20 protein-coding genes and 1 riboswitch are annotated in these 25,115 nt (G+C 56.7%); of the genes, 7 read left to right on the plus strand and 13 right to left on the minus strand.

The genetic code is table 11. From position 1 onward, the window contains the following. Positions 1–342: 342 nt before the first annotated feature. Complete coding sequence (murI, locus tag UTO39_RS21220) at positions 343–1,194, minus strand: glutamate racemase (protein WP_320728035.1); 852 nt, start codon at positions 1,192–1,194, stop codon at positions 343–345. Beyond that, positions 1,139–2,986 carry a TonB-dependent vitamin B12 receptor BtuB gene (gene btuB / locus UTO39_RS21225; protein WP_320728036.1) on the minus strand — a complete coding sequence of 616 codons (1,848 nt, stop codon included), beginning with the start codon at positions 2,984–2,986 and terminating at the stop codon, positions 1,139–1,141. The genes murI and btuB overlap by 56 nt, the downstream gene beginning before the upstream one ends. Positions 2,987–3,051: 65 nt before the next feature. Then, positions 3,052–3,228: riboswitch (cobalamin riboswitch) on the minus strand. A gap of 104 nt (positions 3,229–3,332) precedes the next feature. Between btuB and trmA the strand changes: the two genes are divergently transcribed. Then, the gene (gene trmA, locus UTO39_RS21230; RefSeq protein WP_061096477.1) at positions 3,333–4,433 is read left to right on the plus strand and encodes a tRNA (uridine(54)-C5)-methyltransferase TrmA; all 1,101 of its coding nucleotides are present in this window, start codon (positions 3,333–3,335) and stop codon (positions 4,431–4,433) included. A gap of 55 nt (positions 4,434–4,488) precedes the next feature. Here the strand turns inward: trmA and UTO39_RS21235 are convergent, their stop codons facing one another. Beyond that, complete coding sequence (locus UTO39_RS21235; RefSeq protein ID WP_008501783.1) at positions 4,489–4,848, minus strand: YijD family membrane protein; 360 nt, start codon at positions 4,846–4,848, stop codon at positions 4,489–4,491. Between the two features lie 9 nt (positions 4,849–4,857). Beyond that, on the minus strand, positions 4,858–5,496 hold the full coding sequence (gene fabR / locus UTO39_RS21240; protein ID WP_008501784.1) for an HTH-type transcriptional repressor FabR: 639 nt from the start codon (positions 5,494–5,496) through the stop codon (positions 4,858–4,860). A gap of 196 nt (positions 5,497–5,692) precedes the next feature. On the opposite strand from fabR, the gene sthA reads away from it, so the two are divergent. Beyond that, entirely contained in the window at positions 5,693–7,093 is a 1,401-nt protein-coding gene (sthA, locus tag UTO39_RS21245) for a Si-specific NAD(P)(+) transhydrogenase (RefSeq protein WP_061096478.1), read from the plus strand. On the opposite strand, the gene oxyR is transcribed toward sthA, so the two are convergent. The 4 genes from oxyR to argC form a co-directional block, all read right to left on the minus strand. Further along, complete coding sequence (gene oxyR, locus UTO39_RS21250; protein WP_023309664.1) at positions 7,076–7,993, minus strand: DNA-binding transcriptional regulator OxyR; 918 nt, start codon at positions 7,991–7,993, stop codon at positions 7,076–7,078. The two genes, sthA and oxyR, sit on opposite strands and share 18 nt — an antisense overlap. A gap of 307 nt (positions 7,994–8,300) precedes the next feature. Next, the gene (argH, locus tag UTO39_RS21255; protein WP_061096479.1) at positions 8,301–9,674 is read right to left on the minus strand and encodes an argininosuccinate lyase; all 1,374 of its coding nucleotides are present in this window, start codon (positions 9,672–9,674) and stop codon (positions 8,301–8,303) included. A gap of 74 nt (positions 9,675–9,748) precedes the next feature. Further along, complete coding sequence (gene argB / locus UTO39_RS21260) at positions 9,749–10,525, minus strand: acetylglutamate kinase (protein ID WP_151412520.1); 777 nt, start codon at positions 10,523–10,525, stop codon at positions 9,749–9,751. A 6-nt stretch (positions 10,526–10,531) separates the two neighbouring features. After that, positions 10,532–11,536, minus strand: a complete 1,005-nt coding sequence (gene argC, locus UTO39_RS21265) for an N-acetyl-gamma-glutamyl-phosphate reductase (RefSeq protein ID WP_320728037.1) — start codon at positions 11,534–11,536, stop codon at positions 10,532–10,534. A gap of 88 nt (positions 11,537–11,624) precedes the next feature. Between argC and argE the strand changes: the two genes are divergently transcribed. The 3 genes from argE to UTO39_RS21280 all read left to right on the plus strand — a co-directional run bounded on the left by argE (position 11,625) and on the right by UTO39_RS21280 (position 16,642). Further along, entirely contained in the window at positions 11,625–12,776 is a 1,152-nt protein-coding gene (gene argE / locus UTO39_RS21270; RefSeq protein WP_320728038.1) for an acetylornithine deacetylase, read from the plus strand. A gap of 271 nt (positions 12,777–13,047) precedes the next feature. Continuing rightward, a complete protein-coding gene (gene ppc / locus UTO39_RS21275) occupies positions 13,048–15,699 on the plus strand; it encodes a phosphoenolpyruvate carboxylase (protein WP_061096481.1) in 2,652 nt (883 codons plus the stop codon). Between the two features lie 94 nt (positions 15,700–15,793). Then, the gene (locus UTO39_RS21280) at positions 15,794–16,642 is read left to right on the plus strand and encodes an AraC family transcriptional regulator (protein ID WP_320728039.1); all 849 of its coding nucleotides are present in this window, start codon (positions 15,794–15,796) and stop codon (positions 16,640–16,642) included. Here the strand turns inward: UTO39_RS21280 and UTO39_RS21285 are convergent. From UTO39_RS21285 to UTO39_RS21305, 5 genes are read right to left on the minus strand one after another with little or no spacing between them, the layout of a single operon-like run. Next, the gene (locus tag UTO39_RS21285; RefSeq protein ID WP_061096483.1) at positions 16,629–16,985 is read right to left on the minus strand and encodes a PTS fructose-like transporter subunit IIB; all 357 of its coding nucleotides are present in this window, start codon (positions 16,983–16,985) and stop codon (positions 16,629–16,631) included. The two genes, UTO39_RS21280 and UTO39_RS21285, sit on opposite strands and share 14 nt — an antisense overlap. A gap of 2 nt (positions 16,986–16,987) precedes the next feature. After that, the gene (locus tag UTO39_RS21290) at positions 16,988–17,863 is read right to left on the minus strand and encodes a [formate-C-acetyltransferase]-activating enzyme (RefSeq protein WP_320728040.1); all 876 of its coding nucleotides are present in this window, start codon (positions 17,861–17,863) and stop codon (positions 16,988–16,990) included. Next, a complete protein-coding gene (locus UTO39_RS21295) occupies positions 17,829–20,123 on the minus strand; it encodes a formate C-acetyltransferase (RefSeq protein WP_320728041.1) in 2,295 nt (764 codons plus the stop codon). The genes UTO39_RS21290 and UTO39_RS21295 overlap by 35 nt, the downstream gene beginning before the upstream one ends. 52 nt (positions 20,124–20,175) lie before the next feature. Further along, complete coding sequence (locus UTO39_RS21300; RefSeq protein WP_023326311.1) at positions 20,176–20,496, minus strand: PTS fructose-like transporter subunit IIB; 321 nt, start codon at positions 20,494–20,496, stop codon at positions 20,176–20,178. A gap of 14 nt (positions 20,497–20,510) precedes the next feature. Beyond that, positions 20,511–21,590: a PTS fructose transporter subunit EIIC gene (locus UTO39_RS21305; protein WP_320728042.1), complete on the minus strand. Its 1,080-nt coding sequence runs from the start codon at positions 21,588–21,590 to the stop codon at positions 20,511–20,513. A 303-nt stretch (positions 21,591–21,893) separates the two neighbouring features. Between UTO39_RS21305 and ptsP the strand changes: the two genes are divergently transcribed. Both ptsP and fsa read left to right on the plus strand, forming a co-directional pair. Further along, positions 21,894–24,395, plus strand: a complete 2,502-nt coding sequence (ptsP, locus tag UTO39_RS21310) for a phosphoenolpyruvate--protein phosphotransferase (RefSeq protein ID WP_320728043.1) — start codon at positions 21,894–21,896, stop codon at positions 24,393–24,395. A gap of 14 nt (positions 24,396–24,409) precedes the next feature. Then, positions 24,410–25,072, plus strand: coding sequence for a fructose-6-phosphate aldolase (fsa, locus tag UTO39_RS21315; protein ID WP_320728044.1), 663 nt, complete (start codon positions 24,410–24,412; stop codon positions 25,070–25,072). The last annotated feature ends 43 nt before the right edge of the window (positions 25,073–25,115 follow it).

Below are 25,115 nucleotides of genomic sequence, written 5' to 3' on the forward strand. Positions count from 1 at the left end.
ATGTTCACTCAGAGACTTGGTATTCATTTATTGTCCGAAGACATTAAGAATCCATGTCACTTTGAGTGCCCACACAGATTGTCTGATAAATTGTTAAAGAGCAGTTGCAACACGGCTTTCAGCTCACCGTTGCGAGGTCCCGTATATTACGTTTTCCTCATTCAGAGTCAAGCGATTATTTTCACTTTTCTCTGTTGGTGTTCATCTCTGAACCCCGCTAACACGGCGGCTTGCAAGCCGTTGTTCCGTGTCAGTGGAGGCGCATTATAGGGAGTTCTCAGACGTTGACAACCCCTCTTTTAAAAAAAACTTTCAACCGTCTCTTTTTTGCTCAAAACCGTGCTACAGCGCCAGTTTTTCGAGCGTTTCAAAGCCATAACGGCGTAAAACGGGTAAAAGTTGCTCAGTCTCTTTCGTGATAGCCATGCAAAACGCGATATTCGCATCGATAGATTTCGCATCCGGCGCTTCATGCTCCAGCAGCCAGGCCGTACGACGAGCGATTGCCGCACCAGAATCCACCAGGCGCGTCCCCTCCGGAAGCACTTCTAGTAGCTCTTCCTGCAAGAGAGGAAAGTGGGTGCAGCCCAGCACAACCGTATCCGGTGGTTCGGGCATCCGCAGCCACGGACGAAGAATACGACGCAGCTCTTCGAGCGATACCGTCTCGCCGTGTAGTTTCGCTTCCGCCATCTCCACCAGTTCTGCGGAGCCAAGCATTGCAATCTGGCATTCGTTAGCAAAACGGTCGATCAGCTCGCGGGTATAAGGACGCTTTACCGTACCACGCGTGGCCAGTAACCCCACGATGCCGTTCGCCGTCAGGCGCGCGGCAGGCTTTATGGCAGGAACGACGCCCACAACCGGGAACGGGAATTTCTCACGCAGGGCGGGAAGAGAAACGGTGCTCGCCGTATTACAGGCAATGACCGCCAGCGCAAGGGGATAGCGCTTTTGTACCGCGGTGACGATTTCAACCACGCGCTCAACGATAAAGTCCTCACTCTTCTCCCCATACGGAAAAGCGACGTTATCGAAGGCGTAGATGTAATGGAGATCCGGCAGGAGATGCCGAATCTCATCGTAGACCGAAAGCCCACCGACGCCGGAATCAAACACCAGCACGGTAGGGCGCGGATTAGAAGGTGTAGCTGCCAGACAAGGTGTATTCCCGTCCTGCAGTTTGGTAGCCATAAACTGTCTCGTAATCTTTATCGAACAGGTTGGCTATTTTACCACGAACTGTGAGGTGTGAGGTGACCGGATATGAAACTGCGACATCCCACAGGCTCACGCCGCCCATTTTCACTTTCTCTGACGGATAAGAACCAAAATCAGTGTCGTAACGCGTGCCGAGATAGTGATACGTCAGGCTCCAGTCGAAATCATAGATCTGCGTATCAAGCTGATATTTCACCTGCTGCTTAGCACGACGGTCCAGAAGTTCGTTGGTTGCCGCATTGCGGGCATCCACATAGTCGTAGCCTACAGTATGCGTCAACGGACCTGTATCAAATGAAGCTGTCGCCTCCACACCCTTAATGCGTGCTTTGCCGACGTTGTAATATTCCTGAAGGTTATTATTGAAGTCGATGAGATTATCAACGTCATTACGATAGCCGGACACGCGCCAGCTCACGCCTGCCGTCAGGCCTTCAAACGCCCCTTCCCACTGCTTGCTCTCTTCAGGATCAAGATGGTCATTGCCATAGAAGCCATAAAGTTGACCCAGATTCGGGGCTTTATAGGCCGTACCATAAGAAGCAACGAAGCGGTAACCGTCCACGAACTCCCACGCTGCACTGCTTTGCCAGGTGCCATGGCGACCAAACTGAGAGTTGTCATCGCTGCGAACCGCCCCTTCCAGAGTGAAATCACCCAGCTGCTGCAGCCCGGTCAGGTAGACGCCGGTGTTACGTAGATCGTAGCCGTTGGTCACGTAGTTTGTACCCGGCTCGGTGCTCTGCTTCTGCCAGTCAACGCCCGCGCCAATGTTCCCGTGACCCACATCAACGGAGTTGAGCCACTGGACGTTGTACTGTTTGATTTCATCCAGCGTGGCCGTCGAATCGTAACGGCCCAAATTAGGGTCGTAGTTATAGTCCTTGCTGTGGCTATAGCTGGTGAGCAGCTGTGAATGGAAGATATCCTTGTTGAAGCGTAATCCTGCGTCCCAGGTCTGGCTGTAGAGCTGACGGGTATCGACCAGTACGTCAGGGGTAAATGAGCTGTAGTAACCGTCATAGGCCGTACGGTTGCTGTAGCCAAAGCCGCGAACAAATCCGCTCCACTGGTCTGAGAATGCATGATCCAGTGCGCCGTAGAGCGTCTTATTCATAAAACCGTCGCGATCGGTCTGGGCAAGGCCGCCATTATTGCCGTCCGCAACCACATCGAAACCTTTGGTATAGGTGTAATCACCCGCAAGCGTGACGCGCGTGCTGTCGCCCAGCGTTTGCTGGGTACTGCCGCCATAATTCTGGTAACCGTGCGAGCCTGCGCCGGCATTCAGCGTCGTACCGTCCTTCGCGCGGGTGGTAATAATGTTGACTACACCGCCAATCGCATCCGAGCCGTATACCGCCGAACGCGGTCCACGAACATATTCGATACGCTGCACCAGAGAGATTGGGAACTGGCTGAGATCGGACGACCCCGTGACGCCCGCCTGGTTAAGGCGGACCCCGTCAACGAGAATCAGGACGTGACTGGAGTTGGTGCCACGGATAAAGAGAGAAGAGAGTTGCCCCATTCCGCCATTTTGCGCCGTATCCACGCCGGGCAGGCGACGCATAACGTCCAGCACCGAGGTTGACTGCCAGCGGTCAATATCGGCACGCGTAACCACCGACGTTGCTGCCAGAATTGTTTTTTCAGGTTGTTCAAAACGATTTGCCGTCACCACCAACGAGTCAGCGCTATCCTGCGCCCAGCCCGAAAATGCCGTGACGGACAGCGCCGTCAACAGCGATACTTTTTTAATCATTGTTAAAGCATCCACAATATAAGAAGGATGCCGCAGGCCTCATCTATAGCACGCGATGATGAAACCAAATGCGACGTGATCCCGGCAGGTCTTCGGGCTAGGTGGCGTTATACGGATGAAGACTTCCCATTTTCACAGTGTCTACAGCTCTCATCCCGCCAGTCTTTACCGCTGCGCGTCAGCTCCAGATTTTCACTGGATTCCCTTTTCACTCTCAGGAGACCGGAAACAGAATGCTACAATTAGACACGTATAGATGTCCAGACAGCTATTGGCCATTAAATCTGGACATCCCCTGAACAATCCCTACAATCCCCGCGTAATTCTTTATCACTCAGGACGCATCATGACCCCAGAACACCTCCCGACAGAACAGTACGACGCGCAGCTGGCAGAGAAAGTTGTCCGCCTGCAAAGTATGATGACGCCGTTCAACGCGCCCGTTCCCGAGGTGTTCCGCTCCCCCGTCAGCCACTACCGCATGCGCGCCGAGTTCCGCATCTGGCACGACGGCGACGACCTGTACCACATCATTTTCGATCAGCAGACCAAATCCCGCATTCGCGTGGACAGCTTCCCGGCAGCGAGCGAGCTTATCAACCAGCTGATGACGCTGATAATTGAAGGCGTGCGCAACAATCCGGTGCTGCGCCACAAGCTGTTCCAGATTGACTATCTGACCACGCAAAGCAATCAGGCGATTGTCTCTCTGCTGTATCACAAAGCGCTGACCGACGAATGGCGCGAGCAGGCCGAAGCGCTGCGCGATGCGCTGCGTGCGCAGAACATCAACGTGCACCTGATAGGCCGCGCGACCAAAACCAAAATCATGCTGGATCAGGATTACGTCGACGAACGTCTGCCGGTGGCGGGTAAAGAGATGATTTACCGCCAGGTGGAGAACAGCTTCACCCAGCCGAACGCGGCGATGAACGTGCAAATGCTGGAGTGGGCGCTGAAGGCGACGGAAGGGTCTAAGGGCGATCTGCTTGAGCTGTACTGCGGTAACGGCAACTTCTCGCTGGCGCTGGCGCGTAATTTCGATCGTGTCCTGGCAACCGAAATCGCCAAGCCGTCGGTGGCGGCCGCGCAGTACAACATCGCCGCTAACCATATCGACAACGTGCAGATCATTCGTATGGCGGCAGAAGAGTTCACCCAGGCCATGAACGGTGTACGCCAGTTTAACCGCCTGGAAGGGATCGATTTGAAGAGCTACCAGTGTGAGACGATTTTTGTCGACCCGCCCCGCAGCGGCCTGGACAGCGAAACCGAAAAGATGGTGCAGGCGTACCCGCGTATTCTGTACATCTCCTGTAACCCGGAGACGCTGTGCAAGAATCTGGAAACATTAAGCCAGACGCATAAGGTTGAACGTCTGGCGCTGTTCGATCAGTTCCCATACACGCACCATATGGAGTGCGGTGTACTGCTCACGGCGAAGTAATTAGCCGGCGTTTTTGGCAGGTGGCGCTTCGCTTACCTGCCCTACTCAGATCTTATTACTCTGGCAGTTGGCTCTTGCGGCTACGCATGCGCGAGCCAATCCAGAACACCAGCGCCACGGACAGAACAGCCGGGAAGAAGTTAGAGCCGATATCCGGATACTCCGCGCGCACCACGGTGCTATACAGCAATACGCCCAGAATAAAGCAGGCGGCGGCCAGCCCAGGTAACCCAACCGGCATGGTGCGGTTCAGGTAACGTTGATGCAGGCAGTAGACCGTCAGCACCAGCGCAATAAGCGGGAAAATCGAAAATGGAACGATGGAGCTAAAAATAGCGGCAAACGTGCCATTAATGGATAAGCCAGCGATCAATGCCAGCAACAGCGTCCCTTTATCCTGACCTGACTGTTTCATTACTCACCTTCACTCTTCGGTTTGATGTGCCAGTTTCTCTTGTTCACGGCGATACCAGTAGTACGCGCCTTTGGAGATCATCCTGAGCTGCAATACCAGTCGCTCTTCGAGCTGCTTGCGTTGTTCAATGCTGACATCCAGCGCTTCGGCACCCGCGCTGAATACAATCGTCACCATCGCCTCGGCCTGTGCTTCGGTAAACGCACGCGGCATATGGTTTTCGAGTTCAAGATAGTCGGCAAGTTCCGCGATGAAGTGCTGAATTTCCCGCGCGACGGCAGCACGAAACGCTGCCGACGTGCCCGAACGTTCGCGCAGAAGCAGACGAAACGCGTTGGGGTTATTGCCGATAAATTCCATAAAGGTCGACACGGAGGTGCGGATCACGCTGCCTCCTTTGGCGATACGCTGACGCGCCTGGCGCATCAGCTGGCGCAGCATGAGTCCGCTCTCATCGACCATGGTCAGGCCCAGTTCATCCACGTCACGGAAGTGACGATAGAAGGACGTTGGCGCAATCCCGGCCTCGCGTGCGACTTCGCGCAGGCTCAAACTGGCAAAACTCCGCTCAGCACTCAGTTGACTGAATGCGGCTTCCACCAGCGAACGCCGGGTTTTCTCTTTTTGTTGTGCTCTTACGCCCATCACAATAGTTGAATCCTTCCAAAGGCCTGATGGCACTATACCAGAGAATAAAATTAATCTGTTTGCCTGGCTTTGTGAATGATTGTTTACGTGCGGTTTGTGCTCCACTGCCGGAAAAAAGCACAACGATAATTGGGTTACCCTGGTAATGATGTTATGATTCTGTTGCTTTTATGTATAAGAACAGGTAAGCCTTACCATGCCACATTCCTACGATTACGACGCAATAGTTATTGGTTCCGGCCCCGGCGGCGAAGGTGCAGCTATGGGTCTGGTGAAACAGGGAGCCAGAGTAGCGGTCATTGAGCGCTACCATAATGTCGGCGGCGGTTGCACCCACTGGGGCACCATCCCTTCGAAAGCCCTCCGCCACGCCGTTAGCCGCATTATCGAATTCAACCAGAACCCTCTTTACAGCGACCACTCCCGACTTCTTCGTTCCTCCTTTGCCGACATCCTGAATCACGCGGATACCGTCATTAACCAGCAGACGCGGATGCGTCAGGGCTTTTATGAGCGTAACCACTGTGAAATTCTGCAGGGCAACGCGCATTTTGTGGATGAACACACCCTGGCACTCGAATGCCACGACGGGTCGGTTGAGACGATCACCGCTGAAAAATTTGTTATCGCCTGCGGTTCACGCCCTTACCATCCGGCCGACGTCGACTTCTCGCACCCGCGCGTCTACGACAGCGACTCCATTCTGAGCCTGCACCATGAACCCCGCCACGTCATTATCTACGGTGCAGGGGTCATCGGCTGCGAATACGCGTCGATCTTCCGCGGAATGGATGTCAAAGTTGACCTGATCAACACTCGCGATCGCCTGCTGGCGTTCCTCGATCAGGAGATGTCAGACTCCCTCTCCTACCACTTCTGGAACAGCGGCGTGGTGATTCGCCACAACGAAGAGTACGAGAAGATCGAAGGCTGCGATGACGGGGTGATCATGCACCTGAAGTCCGGTAAGAAGCTGAAAGCCGACTGCCTGTTGTACGCCAACGGCCGTACCGGCAACACCGATTCCCTGCGGCTGGAAAATATCGGGCTTGAGACCGACAGCCGCGGCCAGCTCAAGGTCAACAGCATGTACCAGACCGCGCTGCCGCACGTTTACGCTGTCGGCGACGTGATTGGCTACCCGAGCCTGGCCTCCGCCGCTTACGATCAGGGCCGCATTGCCGCTCAGGCGCTGGTGAAGGGTGAAGCAACGGCGCACCTGATTGAAGATATCCCGACAGGTATCTACACCATCCCGGAAATCAGTTCCGTGGGCAAAACCGAGCAGCAGCTGACGTCGATGAAGGTGCCTTACGAGGTGGGTCGTGCGCAGTTTAAACATCTGGCGCGGGCGCAGATCGTGGGAATGAGCGTAGGTACGCTGAAAATTCTGTTCCATCGCGAGACGAAAGAGATCCTCGGGATTCACTGCTTTGGTGAACGCGCGGCGGAAATCATTCACATCGGCCAGGCGATAATGGAGCAGAAAGGCGGTGGTAACACCATTGAGTACTTCGTTAACACCACCTTTAACTACCCGACCATGGCGGAAGCCTATCGGGTAGCCGCGCTGAACGGCTTAAACCGCCTGTTTTAACGCGCTGTCGAAATGGCCATCCATCGAACCGCGGATGGCCTCTGCCAGCTGCTCATAGCGGCTGCGCAGCGGTGACCCCGGACGATAAACCAGGCCAATCGTGCGACGCGGCTCCGGCTTAATGCACGGCAGGTACACCACGCCATCACGCTTGCGCTCGCGCGGCACGGCCAGCGCAGGCAGCAGCGTAATACCGCTTCCCGCCGCCACCATATTACGCAGCGTTTCCAGGCTGGTTGCGCGGAAATGGGTATCTTCATCGGCACCCGCTTCGAAGCAGAAGCCCATCGCCTGATCGCGCAGGCAGTGGCCGTCTTCCAGCATCAGCAGCTTTTCACCGGCCAGATCGGCCATCGGTACGCGATCGCGGTTCGCCCAAGGGTGATCTTCATAGATCGCCAGCATCATCGGCTCATCGAACAGCGGCACTTCGATAAAAGCCTCGCTCTCTTTCACCAGCGCCAGAATGGCGCAGTCGAGCTTGCCGCTATCTAACTGCGCCAGCAGCTGATGGGTTTGCGCTTCATGCAGGTACATTTCGAGTTTCGGGAACGTCTGGTGCAGCATTGGAATGATGTGCGGCAACAGGTACGGGCCAACGGTTGGGATCAGGCCAATATGCAGCGGGCCGGACATCGCCTCCCCCTGCTGGCTTGCCATTTCCTTGAGCACTTTGACCTCGCGCAGCACGGTGCGCGCCTGATCCACCAGCAGCAGACCGGCCTGGGTGAACAGCACCTTACGGCTGGTACGCTCCAGCAGCATCACGCCCAGCTCGTCTTCCAGCTTGCGGATCTGGCCGCTCAGCGTCGGCTGGCTGACGTGGCAGGAATCTGCCGCGCGGCGAAAGTGACGATGCTCGGCTAACGCTACCAGGTATTCAAGATCACGAATATTCATTATTCATCCTCCGTCGCCACGATAGTTCATGGCGATAGATAGCATAGCAACGAACGATTATCCCTATCAAGCTTTCTGTTGAATAATACACCACATAGACGAGGCGGCCCGTGTTTGACCCTTGACGTCCCCGCACCGTCATCGAGTTTCTCTCAAAACTCGAACAACTAAAGCCAACGTGAACTTTTGCGGACCCCGTGGTCCGCTTTTTTTTTGCTTAAAAAAAAAGCCCAGCGCTAAGCCAGGCTCTGTTTTTCTCCCTCTCCCTGTGGGAGAGGGCCGGGGTGAGGGCACCAGCCCGCACGGATCAAACCAACCGGTTTTTCGCATCCGCAATCGCCTGCGCCACCTGCTTCGGCGACACTCCGCCTTTCGCAGCACGTTTATCCAGGCAGGACTGCAGCGCCAGAATCGGATACACATCATCTCCAATCACCGCGCTGAACTTTTGCAGATCGGCAAGCGCCAGATCTTCCAGCGGCTTACCCTGACGAATGGCCTCCACCACCGCTTCGCCCACAATATGGTGCGCTTCACGGAACGGTACGCCCTTCGCGACAAGGTAGTCCGCCAGCTCGGTGGAGTTGGCATAGCCCTGCTGCGCCGCTTCCTGACAGCGAGGACGTTTCACCTGAATGCCGTCCAGCACCAGCGCGCCCATGTGCAGACAGTCCAGCCAGGTGTCGAGCGCGTCGAACAGCCCTTCTTTGTCTTCCTGCATATCTTTGTTGTACGCCAGCGGCAGCCCTTTCAGGGTCATCATCATGCCGGTCAGCGCGCCCTGCACGCGGCCACACTTGCCGCGGATCAGCTCCAGCGCGTCCGGGTTTTTCTTCTGCGGCATCAGGGATGAGCCTGAGGTCACGCGGTCGGACAGCTCAACGAAGCCCGCTTCGCCAGAGTTAAAGAAGATCAGGTCTTCGGCAAAGCGCGACAGGTGCACCATCCCGATAGACGCATTGGAGAGCAGCTCCAGCACGTGGTCGCGGTCAGAGACGCTGTCCAGGCTGTTACGGGTTGCCGAGGCAAAGCCCAGCCAGCCCGCCAGCTGCTCGCGGTCGATTTCATACGCCGTACCGGCCAATGCGCCGCTGCCCAGCGGGCTGACGTCCAGACGCTTCAGGGTATCCTGCAGACGGCTTTCGTCACGCGCCAGCATCTCAACGTAGGCCAGACACCAGTGCGCAAAGGTCACCGGCTGGGCGCGCTGCAGGTGGGTATAACCCGGCATCACCGCGTCCTGATTGTTCTGCGCGGTCTCTACCAGCGCACTTTGAAGCTGACGGTTGGCCGCCAGCAGCTCGCCAACGGTCTCTTTACACCACAGCTTCAGGTCGGTGGCGACCTGGTCGTTACGGCTACGGCCGGTGTGCAGCTTTTTACCCAGCTGGCCGACTTTGTCGATCAGCTTGCCTTCCACCCAGCTGTGAATATCTTCGGCATCGCTCTGCAGGATTTGCTGCGGATCCAGCCGCACCTCTTCCAGCAGGTTGTTCAGCGCCTCTTCCAGCTGCTGCTGTTCGTCCGCGGTCAGTACGCCAACGGTCACCAGCGCTTTGGACCAGGCCACAGAGCCGACAATATCCTGTTCGGCCAGGCGGTAGTCGAAGCGCAAAGAGTCGTTGAACTGTTTGAACCGCTGATCCGCTGCCTGTGTAAAACGCCCACCCCAAAGTGCCATAACATCGTTCCTTTATTCGTTAGTTCCGCCGGGTGGCGCTTCGCTTACCCGGCCTACGGTCATTCAATAAAAACTTACGCCAGAATACGCGTGCCAATCGGCGTGCCGTTAAACAGCGCCGGAAGCTGCTCCGCGTGGCGCCAGGAGGCGATATCCACCGGGCGGCCCAGCGTGCGCGCCGCATCCAGCGCGGCGTTCACTTTGACGATCATGCCGTCGGTAATAATGCCCTGAGCGATCAGCTGCTCGGCTTTTGCGGCGGTCATTTCCGCAATGCGCTGGCCTTTACCGTCCAGAATGCCGCTCACGTCGGAGAGCAGGATCAGATCCGCGCCCAGCGTGGCCGCCAGCGCGGTTGCCGCCTGGTCCGCGTTAACGTTCATCAGCTCGCCCTCTTCGGTCACGCCGATAGAGCTCACCACCGGCAGGAAACCGCCTTCCAGCAGGGTGTTAATCAGCTTAGGCGAACCTGGCTGCGCCAGTCCAACGTGGCCGAGTTCTTCGTCGAGCTGGGTCACCTTTACGCTGTCGCCGTCGCCCAGGTAGAGGCCAACGGACGCAATATTGTGTTTCTTCGCCCACGCCAGCAGCGTTTTGTTCGCCGTGCCCGCCAGCGCGCCGGTGATGATGTCAATCTGGTCAGCAGGGGTGACGCGCAGGCCGTTCTTCTTTTTCACCGGCAGGTTGAGCCCTTTCATCAGCTCGTCCACCACGCAGCCGCCGCCGTGCACAATCACCAGCGGACGCTGGTGCGATTCGCGATAGTTCACCAGCGCGGTAAACAGACGCTCCAGCGCTTCTTCGCTGTCCAGCAGTACACCACCGAGTTTGATAATTAATGGGTTCATCATCACACCTTAAATAAGAGCCTGCGTTTCAGGGAAGCCGAAACGAATATTTGCACACTGCATTGCCTGTGCGGCAGCGCCTTTGAGTAAGTTATCTTCCGCGGCGACCACAATCAGATGCTCGCCCTGTACGGCAAAGCCGATATCGCAGAACGGCAGGCCGACCACGTTTTTCAGCGCCGGCACGCCTTTGTCGTAAAGACGCACCAGCGGTTTATCCGCATACGCCTGCGTGAAGGCCTCGCTCATCTGCTCTTTCGTCACGCCAGGCTTCAGGCGGCAGGTAATGGTTTCGAGGATCCCACGCGGGAAGCTGCCCAGGTGCGGGGTAAAAATCACCTCCGCGCCCAGATGGGTGGTGATTTCAGGGTGATGGCGGTGATTAAACACGCCATACGGCTGAAGGCTCACTTCGCAGAAGCTGTTGGAGATAGCGGCCTTGCGCCCTGCTCCGCTCACGCCGCTGGTGGCGTTGATCACCGGCCACTGGCTCAGATCCAGCAGGCCCGCGTCGATCAGCGGCTTCAGGGAAAGCTGCGCCGCCGTCGGGTAGCAGCCCGGAACGGCAATCAGGTTCGCTTCTTTCAGTTTATCCGCACTCCACTCCGCCAGGCCGTACACCGCTTTTTCAAGCAGATCCGGGTGCTGATGGGTGAAGCCGTAATATTTTTCGTAGAACGCGCCGTCGTTAACGCGGAACGCGCCGGAGAGGTCGAACACCACGCAGCCGGCCGCCAGGAACTGCGGCGCCAGGTCGTGGCTGACCTCGTGCGCGGTGGCTAAAAACACCACGTCGACGCCGTCGGTAAACTCGCTGATGTCAGACATCGGCTGCAAAGGCAGATCGACAATGCCCTTAAGCTGTGGATGCAAATCGGAAATTAACTTTCCTGCATCATTGCTTTGCGCTGACACGGTCAAAGCGGTTATGGTCATATGAGGGTGACGATTTACGTAGCTTACAAGCTCTGCGCCCGCATAACCGCTAGCGCCTACAATCAGCGTATTCAACATCGGGTTCCTTTATGCTCAACGTTAATGTATTTTTATTCACATTTATTGCATGAATATTGATACTATCACGACCTAAGGTGTGTCAACAATGAAAATGAACTTACCGCCATTTATCGAGATCTACCGCGCCCTGATTGCCACACCGTCCATCAGTGCGACCGAAGAAGCGCTGGATCAGAGCAATGAGTCTTTAATCAATCTGCTGGCGGGTTGGTTTAGCGATCTTGGGTTTAACGTTGAGGTTCAGCCCGTCCCCGGAACCCGTCACAAATTTAACCTGCTCGCCAGTACCGGAACTGGCGCCGGCGGCCTGCTGCTGGCCGGCCATACCGACACCGTACCGTTTGACGATGGCCGCTGGACGCGCGATCCATTCACCCTGACCGAGCATGACAACAAGCTCTACGGTCTGGGCACCGCCGACATGAAAGGCTTCTTCGCCTTTATCCTCGACGCGCTGCGTGACGTGGACGTGACGAAGCTGAAAAAACCGCTCTACATCCTGGCGACCGCCGATGAAGAGACCAGCATGGCGGGCGCGCGCTACTTCTCTGAAAACACGTCAATTCGCCCGGACTGCGCGATCATCGGCGAGCCAACCTCCCTGCAGCCGATCCGCGCGCACAAAGGCCATATCTCTACCGCCGTGCGCGTGCTGGGCCAGTCCGGCCACTCCAGCGATCCGGCGCGCGGCGTGAACGCCATCGAGCTGATGCATGACGCCATCGGCCGCATCATGACCCTGCGCGACAACCTGAAAGAGCGGTATCACTACGAGGCGTTCACCGTGCCGTATCCGACCCTGAATCTCGGTAGCCTGCACGGCGGCGATGCGTCCAACCGCATCTGTGCCTGCTGCGAACTGCATATGGACATCCGCCCGTTGCCGGGCATGACGCTTAGCGATCTCGATGGCCTGCTTAACGAAGCGCTGGCTCCGGTAAGCGAGCGCTGGCCGGGACGCCTGACGGTCTCCGAACTGCATCCGCCGATTCCAGGCTACGAATGCCCGCCAGACCACCAGCTGGTCGAAGTGGTGGAAAAGCTGCTCGGCGAGAAAACCGACGTGGTGAATTACTGCACCGAAGCGCCGTTTATTCAAACGCTTTGCCCGACGCTGGTCCTCGGCCCTGGCTCGATCAACCAGGCCCATCAGCCGGATGAATATCTGGAAACCCGCTTCATCAAGCCAACCCGCGAACTGATTACCCAGGTTGTGCATCACTTCTGCTGGCATTAAAACCGCACCGAAGAGTCCCCTCTCCCTGTGGGAGAGGGTTAGGGTGAGGGTAACAAATCGCATGATCTCCGTCACATTCCCATAAGCATCTCTTATCTGACGCAATGCGAATTAAATTTCGTAAATTGCCCGCATTTATTCGTTTGCTGAACCGTTTTCGCAGCAATTGACGACGGGGGTTTTACGTGGCTTTATAAAGGGAGATGACAAAATAATGTCCAGAAGATTTTCGCCTGGGCATAAACAAAAATGATGGGGTGACTGGGTTTTTATGAACGAACAATATTCCGCGTTGCGTAGTAATGTCAGTATGCTCGGCAAAGTGCTTGGAGATACCATCAAAGATGCGTTGGGTGAGAACATCCTCGACCGCGTTGAAACCATCCGCAAGCTGTCTAAATCTTCCCGTGCCGGTAACGAGGCCAGTCGTCAGGAGCTGCTCACCACCTTGCAGAACCTCTCAAACGATGAGCTGCTGCCCGTTGCTCGCGCCTTCAGCCAGTTCCTGAACCTGGCAAACACCGCTGAGCAATACCACAGCATTTCGCCAAACGGCGAAGCGGCCAGCAACCCGGAAGTCATTGCCCGCACCCTTCGTAAACTGAAAGACCAGCCAGACCTCAACGAAGCCACCATCAAAAAAGCGGTGGAGTCCCTTTCGCTGGAGCTGGTGCTGACCGCACACCCAACCGAAATTACCCGTCGCACCCTCATCCACAAGATGGTGGAAGTGAACAGCTGCCTCAAGCAGCTGGATAACAAAGACATTGCCGACTACGAGCGCAACCAGCTGATGCGCCGTCTGCGCCAGCTGATTGCGCAGTCCTGGCATACCGATGAAATTCGTAAGCACCGCCCAAGCCCGGTCGACGAAGCCAAATGGGGCTTTGCGGTAGTGGAAAACAGCCTGTGGGAAGGGGTGCCTAACTACCTGCGCGAGCTAAACGAACAGCTGGAAGAGAACCTCGGCTACCGCCTGCCGGTCGACTTTGTTCCAGTACGTTTCACCTCCTGGATGGGCGGTGACCGCGACGGCAACCCGAACGTGACCGCGGAAATCACCCGCCACGTCCTGCTGCTGAGCCGCTGGAAAGCGACCGACCTGTTCCTGAAGGATATTCAGGTGCTGATCTCCGAGCTGTCGATGGTTGAAGCGACGCCAGAACTGCGCGCGCTGGCCGGTGAAGAAGGTGCCAGCGAGCCGTACCGCTTCCTGATGAAAAAGCTGCGCGGTCAGCTGATGGCCACCCAGGCCTGGCTGGAAGCGCGTCTCAAAGGCCAGCGCCTGCCGAAGCCGGAAGGCCTCCTGAGCCAGAACGAACAGCTCTGGGAGCCGCTGTACGCCTGCTATAAATCACTGCAGGCCTGCGGCATGGGCATCATCGCCAACGGCGAACTGCTCGATACCCTGCGCCGCGTGAAGTGTTTCGGCGTGCCGCTGGTGCGTATCGACGTGCGTCAGGAAAGTACCCGCCACACCGAAGCTCTGGGCGAGCTGACCCGCTATCTCGGCATCGGCGATTATGAAAGCTGGTCCGAAGCCGACAAGCAGGCCTTCCTGATCCGCGAGCTGAACTCCAAGCGCCCTCTGCTGCCGCGCAACTGGGAGCCAAGCAACGACACCCGCGAGGTGCTCAACACCTGTAAAGCGATCGTGGATGCGCCGAAAGGATCGGTGGCTGCCTACGTGATCTCCATGGCGAAAACTCCGTCCGACGTGCTGGGCGTTCATCTTCTGCTGAAAGAAGCGGGCATCGACTACGCCCTGCCGGTCGCCCCGCTGTTTGAGACCCTCGACGACCTGAACAACGCCAACGACGTCATGACCCAGCTGCTTAACATCGACTGGTATCGCGGCTTTATTCAGGGCAAGCAGATGGTGATGATTGGCTATTCCGACTCCGCGAAAGATGCGGGCGTGATGGCGGCATCCTGGGCACAGTATCAGGCTCAGGATGCGCTGATCAAAACCTGCGAGAAAGCCGGTATTGAGCTGACCCTGTTCCACGGTCGCGGCGGCTCCATTGGCCGCGGCGGTGCGCCTGCTCACGCGGCGCTGCTCTCTCAACCGCCGGGAAGCCTGAAAGGCGGCCTGCGCGTGACCGAGCAGGGCGAGATGATCCGCTTCAAGTACGGCCTGCCGGAAGTGACCATCAGCAGCCTGTCGCTCTATACCAGCGCGATCCTGGAAGCGAACCTGCTGCCGCCGCCGGAGCCAAAAGCGTCCTGGTGCCATATCATGGACGAGCTGTCTGATATTTCCTGCGATCTGTACCGCGGCTACGTGCGTGAAAACAAAGATTTTGTCCCTTACTTCCGCTCGGCCACGCCTGAGCAGGAACTGGGTAAACTGCCGCTGGGCTCGCGTCCTGCCAAGCGCCGCCCGACCGGTGGCGTAGAATCCCTGCGTGCGATTCCATGGATCTTCGCCTGGACGCAGAACCGCCTGATGCTGCCCGCCTGGCTGGGTGCCGGTGCCGCGCTGCAAAAAGTGGTGGAAGACGGCAAGCAAAACGAACTGGAAACCATGTGCCGCGACTGGCCGTTCTTCTCTACCCGTCTGGGTATGCTGGAGATGGTCTTCTCGAAAGCCGACCTGTGGCTGGCGGAATACTACGATCAGCGTCTGGTGAAACCAGAGCTGTGGGCGCTGGGCAAAGAGCTGCGCGAGCTGCTGGAAGGCGACATCAAAGTGGTGCTGGACATCGCCAACGACTCGCACCTGATGGCGGACCTGCCGTGGATCGCCGAGTCTATCCAGCTGCGTAACATCTACACCGACCCGCTGAACGTTTTACAGGCTGAACTGCTGCACCGTTCACGTCTGGCGGAAGAGGAAGGTAAAGAGCCGGATCCGCGCGTTGAACAGGCGCTGATGGTGACGATTGCGGGCGTTGCGGCGGGTATGCGTAACACCGGTTAATGCTTACGCCCGGCGGCGCTGCGCTTGCACGGACCTACGACAGGTAGGCCGGGTAAGCGCTAGCGCCACCCGGCAGATCCCTGGTATCCACACCATGCACCACGACATTGCCCACATTCTGACAGACCTGATCAACGGCACGACGCCGCTGCGTCAGGTACACTTTGCAAACCCAGCCATCTCCGCACCCGACCTTGCCTTACAGGTTGATTTCCCACGTCTGGAGATCGTGCTCGAAGGCTCGGTGAAAGACCAGGCAGCTTCCGTTTTACAGCAGGGTGATGTTTTATACGTCCCGGCTGGCGGCTGGAACGATCCGCAATGGCAAACGCCCGCGACGACGTTGAGCATCCTGTTTGGTAAACAGCAGCTTGGGTTTAGCCTTTTGCACTGGGATGGTGTTGAAGTGCGTAACCTGGCAAAGCAGCACGTTGCTCGCCGTGGCCCCCGCATTGGCTCGTTCCTGCTACAGACGCTTCATGAAATGCAGATGCAGCCGCACGAGCAGCAAACCGCACGGCTGATCATCGCCAGCCTGCTTAGCCACTGCGTTGACTTGTTAGGTAGTCAGATCCAGACCGCCTCACGCAGCCAGGCCCTGTTTGAAGCCATTCGCGTTTATATTGATGAACATTATGCGACCCCGCTAACCCGGGAATCCGTCGCCCAGGCGTTTTATATCTCTCCGAACTATTTATCGCATCTTTTTCAGAAAACAGGCGCGGTAGGTTTTAATGAATACCTGACCCACACACGGCTGGAGCACGCGCGTCAGCTGCTGAAAGGGTATGATTTAAAGGTGAAAGAAGTGGCACATGCCTGCGGATTTGTCGACAGCAACTACTTCTGCCGCTTATTCCGAAAAAACACGGAACGCTCGCCGTCAGAGTACCGTCGCCAGTATCACAGCCAGCTGACGGGGAAAGCGGTCAGTCCAGAATGACCTGAGTATGCTGCGGCGCGGATAACATTTTACGCACCGCCCCCATCACCTTCTGAGGGTCACGCAAAAAGGCGTTAATTCCGCACTTCACGTAGCGCGTATGTTCGAAACGTTCACTGCCCGCCAGTTCGATATCAGTAATCAGCAATACGACATCTGCACGCCGAATGTCGTCTTCAGTGAGCTCGCTCTCAACGCCCAGCGCTCCCTGCGTCTCAATGTTAACGCTCCATCTCTCCTGCTGGCAGAGCTTTTCCAGCCGTTCTGCAGCCATATAGGTATGTGCAACGCCACTGACGCACGCGGTCACCGCCACCAGATGACGTCCCGTTATCACTGTCATGTTCAGCCTCCCACGGTAACGTTGAAACCTTCGCGTTCTGCAAGCCGACGCATCGCTGACACTTCATCTTCTGTCGGAGGGATCGCTTGCCGCATTCCCCACTCTCGCCCTAGCAAACGGTATTTTGGCTCCCCATACTGATGGAAGGGCAATAAATGCAGCTGCCGTATTCCTGAAGGTAGCAGGAAAGCCAACACGCGCGCCATGTTCGTTTCGTTGAGCGTATAGCCAGGAATAAGCGGGACGCGGGGAATCACGTTTATCCCGTCAGCCACCAGCTGACGGAAATTATCCAGCACTCTGGGAAGATTCATTGCGACAATTGATTGGGCCAGCTCCGTGTCCATGATCTTCAAATCAAACAGCACTTCATCACACTGGCGGGCCAACGGCATTAAACGGGACAAAGGGGCATCGCCTGCCGTTTCGATGGCCGTATGTACGCCAAAACGACGCAGCCTCTGTAGAAACCGTGTCGCGAAAGGCGCCTGCAGCAACACTTCCCCGCCCGACAGCGTTACCCCGCCTCCCGAGGAACGAAAGAAGACATCGTCTTTCATCACCTCGCGTTCAAGCTCGTCCAGCGTCACGTCGCGTCCGATGCGCTCAAACGCGCCGGAAGGACATTCATCCACATCACGCAGGCAGGGTGTGCAGTGCAAACATTTACTCTCCCGGCGAACCGTCTCAATTTTCGGCGAGATAGACTCCGGGTTGGCACACCACGGGCAGCGGTGAGGGCAGCCTTTAAAAAAAACTACCGCACGAATGCCGCGACCGTCATTCAAGGAGTAGCGCTGAATATTGAAAATACGCGCCACGTCGACGCGCGTTTCCACGACGTCACAGCTGATGCGCGGTGCGGCGGATAATGTCATCCTGGATCTCCTTCGATAACTCAACAAAGAAGGCGCTGTATCCGGCTACGCGTACCACCAGCCCGGCAAAATCCTGCGGACGCTGCTGCGCTTCACGCAGTGTTTCCGCGTTCACCACGTTGAACTGGATATGCTGCAACTTAAGCTGGGTGAAGGCGCGAAGAAAATCCGCCAGCTTTTGTAGCCCGGCATCGCCTTCCAGCGTCGCCGGTGTGAATTTAACGTTTAGCAGCGTACCGTTAGATAGCAGATAGTTATCCAGCTTACTCACCGATTTGAGTACTGCGGTTGGGCCCTGCATATCTTGCCCAAGCATCGGTGAGAGCCCGCCGTCCGCCAGTTGCTCACCGGCAAAGCGTCCATCCGGGGTTGCCCCCACCACCGCCCCCAGCGGCACGTGTGCCGATACGGTATAAGAGCCCGGCGTAAACAGCCCGCCGCGCGGGTTACGGTATTTTTCGACCTCTTTGCAGTAGTGGCGCAGCAGTTCCGCGCTGATGTTGTCGACATCATCGATATCATTGCCGTACTTTTCGAAGCGATTGATCAGCCTTGCACGCACCTTTTCGCCCTCCGGGGTGGCAAAGTTCGCTTTTAACACGGCTAAGAGCTCATCAAAACTTAAGCGTTGCTGTTCAAAGACCAGCCCTTTCAGGGCGTGTAGTGAATCACTCAGATTGGCTATTCCAATCCCCTGTACGCCAGAGAAGTTATAGCGCGCCCCGCCGTCGGTAATATCTTTCCCGGATTCAAGACAATCGCTTATGAATGAAGAGAGTAACGGCACAGGCGCCCAGTCGCGATGGCCGATATCGCAGATATTGCTCCCCTCGACCATCAGCGCAATATAGTGATTAATTTTGGCGCGAATATGTTCCAGCAAACCTTCATAACTCAGCGCTGCGTTGCCTTCGTTCTCCTGCATCGCGATTTCCATCACTTTCAGCAGGTTAAACATCGCGATATCGTGCAGGCCGTAGGTTTTACCGGGAATCGACAGCTCAACGCAACCGACGACAGCGTAGTCGCGCGCGTCCTCCAGCGACACGCCGCGATTCAGGAAGGCTGGCACCACCACTTCATCGTTAAAGATCTGCGGAATACCGGTTCCCAGGCGGATTGTCTCTGCGGTTTTAAGCAGGAAAGGCCTGTCGATCAGTTCGTTAACCCGCACGCCGAGGTTCGGTTGAGGAAGCTGAACGCTCTGGTAGGCATCCAGGCACAGGAAGGAGAGCACGTTTACCGCGCTACGGCCGTTCTCCGTCAGGCCGCCTAACAATGCGGTATACCCGGTCGGGAAGCCGGCGAAATAGCGGGCGCTGCTGGTCGAGCGTAAAAGCACCACGTCATTGCATTTCACCCACAGCGATTCCAGGATCTCTTTCAGGAACGCAGGCTCTTCGCCCCGTGAGAGCGAGGCCTGATAGAACGGCAGCATATACTGGTCAAAGCGCCCAATGGAGAGCGAACTGGCGTTGGATTCGTACTGCAAAATCACGTTCATGTACCAGAACAGCTGACACGCCTGCCAGAACGTCTGTGGCTTGTGCTGCGCGTTGTGCCGCGAGATGCCGGCAATTTTAAGTAATTCTTCACGCCGTAAAGCGTCACTGCTGGCAGCCAGCTTTTCAGCCAGTAATGCATAGCGCAGTATATGACGCTGAGAAGCCTCAAGCAGGATCAGCGCCGCAGCATAGAAGGTGTTATGGGGATCGCGGGCGCAGTGTTCACGCAGCTCCTCCACCAGCGCACCCAGGCCATTATTGAGCAGGCGCGGATAATCAATAATGATATGCCCCTGCCCTTTATCCGTCTGGTTGACGCTAAAAATCTGCGTCCCTACCGCGGTTTTCACCTCATCCGTCATCTGGCTGTTGATGAAATCCTTCATCGACCGGTTTTCCCAGTACGGATACAGCACGTCACGGTAGGTCTGCTTATCCTCATCGCTGATTTCAAAGCGGTCCTGCGGACGGGTCGCGAACCGATCCAGCTCTTTAAGCAGCCAATACGGGTCCATCTCCGGAGACATAATCCCTGCTCGCGGTTTAACGGTGCGGTTCCCGGCAATCAGCTCCTCATCACGAATCGCGATTTTTACATGGTCGAGTATGTACGCCGTCGCTTTCGCACGCCGGATAATTACCGGCTCGCCTTCCGTCTGTTGGTGGCTGGCGGTGTAGAGCAAAGCACGCTCAAGCGAGATCTCGCGCGGGCTGGCAAAAAGGGCGTCTTTCAAACGCTGGGTACGATTCGTCATGAGGGAACTCCTGTAACGGTAAAACGAGCCCGCCCCGAAGGGCGGGAGAGCATCAGGCGGTTTGCGCCAGGTGGGCATCAATCTTGTTCATGATGGCGTCGGCGCGTTTTACCGCGTCGCTGATGTTGACGCGTACAATGGTTTTCCCGGCAAAGCGCTCTTCGAATTTAATGCCGATATCCTTGGTCAGGATCACCATATCCGCGGCGGCAACGTCTTCTGCCGTCAGTTCGTTCTCAAGACCGATCGACCCCTGCGTTTCAACCTTCACTTCCCAACCTTTGGCTTTAGCGGCGCTTTCCAGCGCTTCGGCAGCCATATAGGTATGAGCAACGCCAGACGGACATGCTGTTACTGCGATAATTCGGGCCATGTTTTCTTCCTCACTCAGTTAATTTCGAAATCCAGATCCAGATCGTCCTCTTTTTCCTCGACCTGTTTTGCATTCTTACGGGCAATACGCTTCAGCACGTTGACGCTGATTGCCGTTACCACTGCGCCCACCGCAACCGCCGCGATATAGCCGAGCTTGCCGTCCACCACGGGAAGCACAATCAACCCGCCCCAACCGGCATAGCATTGCGCGCCCATCACGGCAGCCGTGACCGCACCACATGCGGAACCCAGCATGATGGAGGGAATCACGCGCAGAGGATCGGCAGCAGCGAACGGAATGGCCCCTTCGGTGACGCCCACGCAGCCCATCACTAATGCAGCCTTACCCGCTTCACGCTCTTCATCGGAAAAATTCTTGCGACCGACCAACGTTGCCAGGCCTAACCCCAGCGGTGGTACGCAAATAGCCACGGCGGCAATCGCAACGACGGTATAGACGCCCTGCGCAACGCAAATCAGCATGAAGGCATACGCCACTTTGTTAACCGGGCCGCCCATATCGAACGCCAGCATGAGACCGAGAATGATGGCGAGTACCACGATGCTGCCCTGCTGCATGCCTTGCAGCCACTGGGTGAGGCTGGTGGTCAGCGCGCCGACAGGCTCGCCAAGGCCCCACATCATGACGCCCGCGGTAATAAAGGTGCCGATAATCGGGATGATGAAGATAGGCATGACGGAGCGCAGCACTTTCGGGACCGGCAGTTTTTTCAGGTACCAGACGATAATTCCGCCGAAAATCCCGGCGATAATCGCGCCAAAGAACCCCGCGCCGAAGCTGTTGCCCACCCAGGCGGCAATGGCACAGGGAGCCAGCGCGGCGCGTTCTGCTATTGAGTAGCCGATGTAAGCGGCCAGGAACGGCACCATCAGCGTTAAACCCGCCACACCGATATCAAAGAGCTTTTTCAGATTGGGATCGGTTGCGGCATCCGGTACCGCGCCTTTGCCGTATAGCATGACCGAAACCGCCAGCAGAATGCCGCCCGAGACCACGAACGGGATCATGTGCGACACCCCGGTCATCAGGTGCTGCCGCGTGTTCTTAAGAATATGCACCAACGCTTTCATATGTCGCTCCTGGCCTAAAACCATAAAGATGATGTGGCAAACAATAGGCAATCAGAAAGACGGCGGACAGGAGACAAAAAGGCCATTTACTGGATTTTTGTAATATCGAAATAAAAATGCGATCCGCCTCGACATTTCACATCAGCGATGCGTTACGCAAAACGCCACAACCTGTGAGTGAAATCTCACTTTTAACGTGACATTACATTTGTCCAGCTTTTGGCAGTTTTGTCACATGGCGCACCTTATCCTCACGCTCGTATGCTGTTCGCCAATGAATGATGATTGGTTTCAGGAGTGTGTATGGCTCTGGTAGTGGAATTTACCTGTGAATTGCCCAACGGCGTTCACGCGCGTCCGGCAAGTCATGTGGAAACGCTGTGCAACACGTTTGTCTCGCAAATCGAATGGCATAACCTGCGTACTGACCGTAAAGGCGATGCCAAAAGCGCGCTGGCATTGATTGGTACCGATACGCTGGCGGGCGATCCCTGCCGTCTGGCGATCTGCGGTGAAGATGAGCAACATGCCCATCAGCGTCTGGAACAGTGGTTGAGAGAGGAGTTCCCGCACTGCGACGCACCGCTTGAAGGAGTCATCAACACGGAGCTGGATCCCTTACCAGAATCACTGACACGCCTGAGCCCGACGCTTTTTCGCGCCACTCCGGTATGCAGCGGCAGCGCACAGGGCATCCTGACGGTACTGACCTCGCTGGATCTCAACGCACTGGCCGATTTACCCGACGCACAAAGCGTGGAAGCTGAGCAATCGGCGCTGGATTCCGGCCTGACGCTGCTGGCCAGGCACATTGAGCTGCACGCGCTGGAGGGCGACAGTACCGCCAGCGCCATTCTTGAAGCCCACCGCTCGCTGGCTACGGATACCTCGCTGCGCCAGCACCTTCTGTCAGGAGTTAACCGGGGCTTAAGCTGCGCCCAGGCCATCATCGCCACGGCGAACCATTTCTGCGATACGTTCTCTCGTTCCAGCAGCGCGTATTTGCAGGAACGCGTGCTGGACGTGCGCGACGTCTGCTATCAGCTTTTACAGCATATCTACGGTGAAGCGCGTTTCCCCTCTCCGGGGCAGCTGACGCAGCCGAGCGTCTGCCTGGCTGACGACCTCACTCCCGGCCAGTTCCTGGAACTGGATAAAACCATGCTGAAAGGGCTGCTGTTAAAAAGCGGCGGAACAACCTCTCACACCGTGATCCTCGCGCGCTCCTTCAATATTCCCACGCTGGTCGGCATCGACAGTGAGAGCCTGCTGCAGTGGCGCAATGCACCCGTCTTTGTCGACGGCAATGCCGGTGCGGTCGTTGTCAATGCCAGCGATGCGGTGACGCGCTACTATCAACAAGAAGCACGGGTACAACAGGCGATACGCGAGCAGCAGCGCATCTGGCTCGATCGTGAAGCCAGAACGGCTGACGGTCTGCGCATAGAGATTGCCGCGAACATCGCCCACGCGGTGGAAGCCCAGGGGGCATTTGGCAACGGCGCCGAGGGCGTGGGCCTGTTCCGCACTGAAATGCTCTATATGGATCGCACCAGCGCGCCCGGCGAAAACGAGCTTTACAACATTTTCTGTCAGGCGCTGGAGAGTGCAAACAGGCGAAGCATTATCGTGCGCACCATGGATATCGGCGGCGATAAGCCGGTGGAGTATCTGAATATTCCGGCAGAGAACAATCCGTTCCTGGGTTACCGTGCCGTGCGCATATACGAAGAGTATTCAACACTTTTCACCACCCAGCTTCGGGCGATCCTGCGCGCCTCTGCTCACGGAAACCTGAAGATCATGATCCCGATGATCTCCTCCATGGAAGAGATCCTGTGGGTGAAAGAGAAACTCGCCGAAGCAAAACAGCAGCTTCGCAATGAACATATTCCGTTTGATGAGAAAATCCCGCTCGGCATTATGCTGGAAGTGCCTTCGGTGATGTTCATCATCGATCAGTGCTGCGAAGAGATTGATTTCTTTAGTATTGGCAGCAATGACCTGACGCAGTATCTGCTGGCCGTCGACCGCGACAATGCTAAAGTCACGCGCCACTACAACAGTCTTAACCCGGCCTTCCTGCGCGCGCTGGATTACGCAGTGCAGGCAGTGCATCGCCAGGGGAAATGGATTGGCCTCTGCGGTGAACTGGGCGCGAAAGGGTCAGTGCTGCCGCTACTGGTAGGTCTGGGGCTGGACGAACTAAGCATGGGCTCGCCTGCCATTCCCGCCACCAAAGCACGCCTGGCGCAGCTTGACAGCCGCGCCTGTCGCCAGCTGCTGAACCAGGCCATGGCGTGTCGCACTTCGCTCGAGGTGGAGCATCTGCTGGCGCAGTTCCGCATGAATCAGCAGGATACGCCGCTGGTGACGCCACGCTGCATCTCTCTGGATAACGACTGGAACAGCAAAGAAGAGGTCATGAAAGGGATGACCGATAACCTGCTGCTCGCCGGGCGTTGCCGCTATCCGCGCAAGCTGGAAGCCGATCTCTGGGCCCGCGAGGCCGTCTTCTCCACCGGGCTGGGTTTTGGTTTCGCCATTCCACACAGCAAATCAGAGCATATCGAGCAATCTACCATCAGCGTCGCACGCCTGAAATCTCCGGTCATGTGGGGCGATGAGGAGGCACAGTACATCATCATGCTGACGCTAAACAAACACGCCGCCGGCGACCAGCATATGCGTATTTTCTCCCGCCTGGCACGTCGCATCATGCATGACGATTTTCGCAGCGCGCTGGTTCACGCCAGCTCCGAAGAGGCTATTGCCTCCCTGCTGCAGCACGAATTAGAACTCTAAGACGAGGAAAAATAATGGAACTGTATCTGGATACCGCTAACGTGGCAGAAGTGGAACGCCTTGCTCGTGTTTTCCCCATTGCGGGCGTCACCACCAACCCAAGCATCATTGCCGCCAGCCGTGAATCCATCTGGGACGTACTGCCGCGCCTGCAAAAAGCCATCGGGCCGGACGGCACGCTGTTTGCCCAAACCATGAGCCGCGACGCCGAAGGCATGGTGGCGGAGGCCAAGCGCCTGAGTAACGCCATCCCGGGTATTGTGGTGAAAATTCCAGTCACCGCGCAGGGGCTTATCGCCATTAAAGCGCTGAAAAGAGAGGGTATTACCACGCTGGGTACCGCCGTTTACAGCGCCGCTCAGGGTTTACTGGCCGCGCTGGCAGGCGCGAAGTATGTTGCGCCATACGTCAATCGCGTCGACGCACAGGGCGGCGATGGTATTCGCATGGTGCAGGAGCTACAGTCCCTGCTGGAACTGCATGCGCCGGAAAGCATGGTGCTGGCCGCCAGCTTTAAAACACCGCGTCAGGCGCTGGACTGCCTGCTGGCAGGATGCGAGGCAATTACGCTCCCCTTAGACGTAGCGCAACAAATGCTCGGTACCCCGGCGGTAGAGTCGGCCATAGAAAAGTTCGAGCAGGACTGGAAAAACGCGTTTGGTAACCTCAGTCTCTAAGGGAGAAGAGGTTCGTAAAAAGAACTCGATCGCCTGAAAAAGC

This window comes from Enterobacter sp. 118C5, from assembly GCF_034107645.1.
In the GTDB taxonomy this organism is placed as follows: domain Bacteria; phylum Pseudomonadota; class Gammaproteobacteria; order Enterobacterales; family Enterobacteriaceae; genus Enterobacter; species Enterobacter nematophilus.

Bases quoted from the DNA above. Each gene is read 5' to 3' on its own strand.
- murI (WP_320728035.1), bottom strand. From the start codon at position 1,194: ATGGCTACCAAACTGCAGGACGGGAATACACCTTGTCTGGCAGCTACA.
- btuB (WP_320728036.1), bottom strand. From the start codon at position 2,986: ATGATTAAAAAAGTATCGCTGTTGACGGCGCTGTCCGTCACGGCATTT.
- trmA (WP_061096477.1), top strand. From the start codon at position 3,333: ATGACCCCAGAACACCTCCCGACAGAACAGTACGACGCGCAGCTGGCA.
- UTO39_RS21235 (WP_008501783.1), bottom strand. From the start codon at position 4,848: ATGAAACAGTCAGGTCAGGATAAAGGGACGCTGTTGCTGGCATTGATC.
- sthA (WP_061096478.1), top strand. From the start codon at position 5,693: ATGCCACATTCCTACGATTACGACGCAATAGTTATTGGTTCCGGCCCC.
- oxyR (WP_023309664.1), bottom strand. From the start codon at position 7,993: ATGAATATTCGTGATCTTGAATACCTGGTAGCGTTAGCCGAGCATCGT.
- argH (WP_061096479.1), bottom strand. From the start codon at position 9,674: ATGGCACTTTGGGGTGGGCGTTTTACACAGGCAGCGGATCAGCGGTTC.
- argB (WP_151412520.1), bottom strand. From the start codon at position 10,525: ATGATGAACCCATTAATTATCAAACTCGGTGGTGTACTGCTGGACAGC.
- argC (WP_320728037.1), bottom strand. From the start codon at position 11,536: ATGTTGAATACGCTGATTGTAGGCGCTAGCGGTTATGCGGGCGCAGAG.
- argE (WP_320728038.1), top strand. From the start codon at position 11,625: ATGAAAATGAACTTACCGCCATTTATCGAGATCTACCGCGCCCTGATT.
- ppc (WP_061096481.1), top strand. From the start codon at position 13,048: ATGAACGAACAATATTCCGCGTTGCGTAGTAATGTCAGTATGCTCGGC.
- UTO39_RS21280 (WP_320728039.1), top strand. From the start codon at position 15,794: ATGCACCACGACATTGCCCACATTCTGACAGACCTGATCAACGGCACG.
- UTO39_RS21285 (WP_061096483.1), bottom strand. From the start codon at position 16,985: ATGACAGTGATAACGGGACGTCATCTGGTGGCGGTGACCGCGTGCGTC.
- UTO39_RS21290 (WP_320728040.1), bottom strand. From the start codon at position 17,863: ATGACATTATCCGCCGCACCGCGCATCAGCTGTGACGTCGTGGAAACG.
- UTO39_RS21295 (WP_320728041.1), bottom strand. From the start codon at position 20,123: ATGACGAATCGTACCCAGCGTTTGAAAGACGCCCTTTTTGCCAGCCCG.
- UTO39_RS21300 (WP_023326311.1), bottom strand. From the start codon at position 20,496: ATGGCCCGAATTATCGCAGTAACAGCATGTCCGTCTGGCGTTGCTCAT.
- UTO39_RS21305 (WP_320728042.1), bottom strand. From the start codon at position 21,590: ATGAAAGCGTTGGTGCATATTCTTAAGAACACGCGGCAGCACCTGATG.
- ptsP (WP_320728043.1), top strand. From the start codon at position 21,894: ATGGCTCTGGTAGTGGAATTTACCTGTGAATTGCCCAACGGCGTTCAC.
- fsa (WP_320728044.1), top strand. From the start codon at position 24,410: ATGGAACTGTATCTGGATACCGCTAACGTGGCAGAAGTGGAACGCCTT.